5 protein-coding genes are annotated in these 3,383 nt (G+C 79.4%); 3 read left to right on the forward strand and 2 right to left on the reverse strand.

Annotated features, from left to right (window positions below):
• Positions 1-45 precede the first annotated feature (45 nt).
• Together AB0K34_RS46240 and AB0K34_RS46245 are read right to left on the reverse strand one after the other, a co-directional pair.
• Positions 46-372, reverse strand: coding sequence for a sigma factor (locus AB0K34_RS46240; protein ID WP_364554881.1), 327 nt, complete (start codon positions 370-372; stop codon positions 46-48).
• Entirely contained in the window at positions 369-719 is a 351-nt protein-coding gene (locus tag AB0K34_RS46245; RefSeq protein WP_301175873.1) for a YciI family protein, read from the reverse strand. The genes AB0K34_RS46240 and AB0K34_RS46245 overlap by 4 nt, the downstream gene beginning before the upstream one ends.
• A 123-nt stretch (positions 720-842) precedes the next feature.
• Between AB0K34_RS46245 and AB0K34_RS46250 the strand changes: the two genes are divergently transcribed.
• The 3 genes from AB0K34_RS46250 to AB0K34_RS46260 all read left to right on the forward strand — a co-directional run.
• Complete coding sequence (locus AB0K34_RS46250; protein ID WP_301175872.1) at positions 843-1,424, forward strand: TetR/AcrR family transcriptional regulator; 582 nt, start codon at positions 843-845, stop codon at positions 1,422-1,424.
• Between the two features lie 46 nt (positions 1,425-1,470).
• Positions 1,471-2,262: a sulfite exporter TauE/SafE family protein gene (locus AB0K34_RS46255; protein ID WP_364554883.1), complete on the forward strand. Its 792-nt coding sequence runs from the start codon at positions 1,471-1,473 to the stop codon at positions 2,260-2,262.
• A gap of 94 nt (positions 2,263-2,356) precedes the next feature.
• The coding region (locus tag AB0K34_RS46260) for a YbdK family carboxylate-amine ligase (protein ID WP_364554885.1) at positions 2,357-3,383 on the forward strand (1,027 nt) is incomplete at its 3' end.

The raw sequence follows: 3,383 nt of genomic DNA on the forward strand, positions 1-3,383 counted from the left end.
CCCGGAGCAGGCCGCCGACTCCACCCTCCGCGCCATCCTCGACCGCTAAGCGTCGCGGGGCAAGGCGACGAAGGCTTCGATCGCATCGGCGAGTTTGCGGGCGCCGGCGGCGTCGCGGCGCAGCCGGTCCACGGCGCGGTTGCGGGCGGTGGTGGTCAGCCACGCGCCGGGGCGGGACGGGACGCCGTCGCGGGGCCAGCGCTCCAGCGCGGCGGCGAAGGCGTCCTGCGCGCACTCCTCGGCCAGGTCCCAGTCGCCGGTGAGGCGGATCAGCGTCGCGACGATCTGCCCCCACTCGGCGCGGAACGCGCCCGCGACCGCCCCGGCGACCTCGCCCGGTGCCGCGCCACCGGGTACGGGGGCGGGGGTCACGCCGTCGCTGGGCCCGGTTCCTCGACCGGGCGGATCTCGATCTGGCCGAGCTCGGCCCACGGGTGCCGGGCGGCGATCTCCACGGCCTCGGCCAGGCCGGAGCACTCGATGACGGTGAACCCGCCGATCTGGTCCTTGGTCTCGGCGAACGGCCCGTCGGTGAGCAGCACGTCCCCGCCGCGGACCTTCACGGTGGTGGCGCGGTCGGCGGGCGCGAGCCCGGCGCCGCCGCGGACGACGCCGCGCTCGGCCATCTCCCGCGACCAGCCGCCGCAGCCGGTCGCGGCGGCCCGCTCGGGATCGGTCCCGGCGGTCTCGTCACTGCAGATCATCAGTACGTAGCGCACCCGCGGCCTCCCCCTCGGCTCGGCGGCCGGGCCGCCCCGGCCGCCGGGCCAGGATGCCAGATCCGCGGCCCCGCGGTCACCGGCACGGCCCGGACCGGGGGGCGCGGTGTACCCTTTCCCGCGATGAGCAGGGGCACGATCGCCGGCGACCGGGAGCGGGCGCGGATCCTCCGGGCCGCCGCGGCGGTCCTGGCCGAGCGGGGCGGGGCCGCGGGCATGTCCGACGTCGCCGCGGCCGCGGGCGTGGACCGGGCCGACCTCGACCGCTTCTTCCCCAGCCGCGAGGCACTGCTGTCCGCGCTGTACGAGGCGGCCCTGGCCGACCTGGTGGCGCGGCTGGAGGACGCCCGGCTGGACCGCGTCCCGATCGAGGAGGCCGTCGCGCGGATGACCCGCGCGACGATCGCCGCGGCCGCCCGGCACCGGGCCCTGGGCCTGCTGGAGCAGACGCCGCGGGAGGCGCGCCGCGTGGAGCGGCAGCTCGCCGGGCCGCTGCGCGCGGTGTTCGAGCGCGGCGCCGCGGGCGGGCACTTCCGCACCGACATGCCCGTCCACACGCTCGCCGAGATGTACTTCAGCCTGCTGGAGGGCGTGGTGTCGCGGGTCGTGCGGCGCCGCCTGGGCGTGGAGGAGGCGAGCGACGCCGTCACCACGCTGTTCCTGTCGGGCGCACTGGCCCGCCCGGACGGCCCGGGCGGCGGCTGACCCGCGCCGGCGGGCGGGGAATCGGGCGAAGGCGAGGGAGCGGCCGGTGGCGGGACTGGAACCGGTGGTGGCCGTCGCCCTGGTGCTGCTGGGGCTGGCCGCCGGGGTGGGGATCACCGCCGTCGGGCCCGGCGGGGTGCTGATCACCGTGGGGCTGTTCGCGTTCACCGACCTGACGCCGGCGCAGGTCGCCGGGACCGCCATCGTCACCAACGTCGCGACGGGCCTGGCGGGCACGGCCGTCTACACGCGGTCTGGGCAGCTGCGGGACCCGGCGACGCGGCGCACGGCGGTGCTGCTGGCGGCCGGCGCGGTCGCCGGGACGCCGCTGGGGGTGGCGGCGAACGGGCTGGTCGAGGGCCGCGTGTTCGGGATGCTGCTGGGGGCGTTCGTCGCGCTGACCGCGGCGCTGGTGCTGTGGCGCCGCCCCGCCGCCGCCCCGAACGGCGGCCCGGACGGCGCCCCGGCGCCCGCCGCCACCGGGATCGGGGTGCCCACCGCGGTCGCGGTGGGCACCGGCGTCGCCGCGGTCGGCGCGATGTTCGGCGTCGGCGGGCCGCTGCTGAGCGTCCCGCTGCTGGTGGCGCTGGGCACGCCGGTGCTGGCGGCACTGGCCGCGGCGCAGGCCCAGTCGGTGGTGATCGCCGGCATCGGCACCGCCGGGTACGTCGCCGCCGGCGCCGTCGACTGGCGGCTGGCCGCGCTGATGGGCGTCCCGGAACTGGCCGGCGTGCTCGCCGGCTGGATGATCGCGCGGGCCGTGCCGGCGGCGGCGCTGAAGGCCACGCTGGTGGTGTGCCTGCTGGTCCTGGCCCCCTACGTGGCCCTGCACGGCTGACCCCGCCCCCGAAAGGATCTTGGCCGCGGGCGGGAGGGGACCGCCTGGACGGGCATCCCCCCGGGACGGGTGCACACGAGCGAGGGGGCGCCACATGGACCAGGACCGCGCGGCCGAACCCGGCACGATCGGGGTGGAGGAGGAGTTCGTCCTGGCGGACGCCGCGACCGGCAGGTGCGTCCCGGACGCCGCCGCCGTGCTGGTCGCGGCGGGCCCGCACCGGTGGGCGTCCGCGGGCGGCTCCTTCCAGCCTGAACTGCTGTCCTCGCAGGTGGAGGCGGCGACGGGCGTGTGCCGCGACCTGGCCGGGCTCGGCGCGCAGCTGCGGTCCGGACGCGAGCGGCTGGCGGCGGCGGCCCGCGCCCGCGGCGCGCTGCTGGTCGCGTCGGGCACGCCGGTGCTGGACGGGCCCCCGCCGCCGCCCGCGCCCGGCGACCGGTACGCCGCGGTCATGGCCGCCTACGGGGACGTGGTGGAGGACTACCAGGCGTGCGGCTGCCACGTCCACGTCGGCGTCCCCGACCGCGACACCGCGGTGGCGGTGGTCAACCACCTGCGGCCGTGGCTGCCGGTGCTGCTGGCGCTGTCGGCCAACTCCCCGTTCGACCACGGCCGCCTCACCGCCTACGCCGCGCGCCGGGCCGTGGCGATGGCGCGGTTCCCCGGCTCCGGCGTCCCGCCGTGGACGGCGTCGGCCGCCGCGTGGGACGCGCGGGTCGCGGCGCTGGTGGAGGCGGGCGTGCTGGTCGACGAGGCGATGACGTTCTGGCTGGCGCGGCCGTCGCCGCGGTGGCCGACGGTGGAGGTCCGGGCCGCCGACGCGGCCCCGACCGCGGCTGAGGCGGCCCTGCAGGCCGGGCTGGTGCGCGGCCTGGTCGGCGCGGCGCTGGCCGACCTCGCCGCGGGCCGGGAGGCGCCCCGCGCGGACGGGCAGCTGTGCGCGGCGGCGCTGTGGAACGCCGCCCGGCACGGCATGTCCGGCACGCTGGCCGACCCCGTCGCCGGCCGTGCCGTCCCGGCGTGGCGGCGGGCCGAGGCGATGGTCGGCCGCGCCGCCCCCGCGCTGGCCGCCGCCGGAGGGCGCCCAGCAGCGCGCGGACGGTGTCCAGGTCCCCGGCGGC

The organism is Actinomadura sp. NPDC049382 (assembly GCF_040677125.1).
GTDB classification, from domain to species: Bacteria; Actinomycetota; Actinomycetes; order Streptosporangiales; family Streptosporangiaceae; genus Spirillospora; species Spirillospora geliboluensis.

Coding starts and splice junctions, on each gene's coding strand:
- AB0K34_RS46250 (WP_301175872.1), top strand. CDS start 843: ATGAGCAGGGGCACGATCGCCGGCGACCGGGAGCGGGCGCGGATCCTC.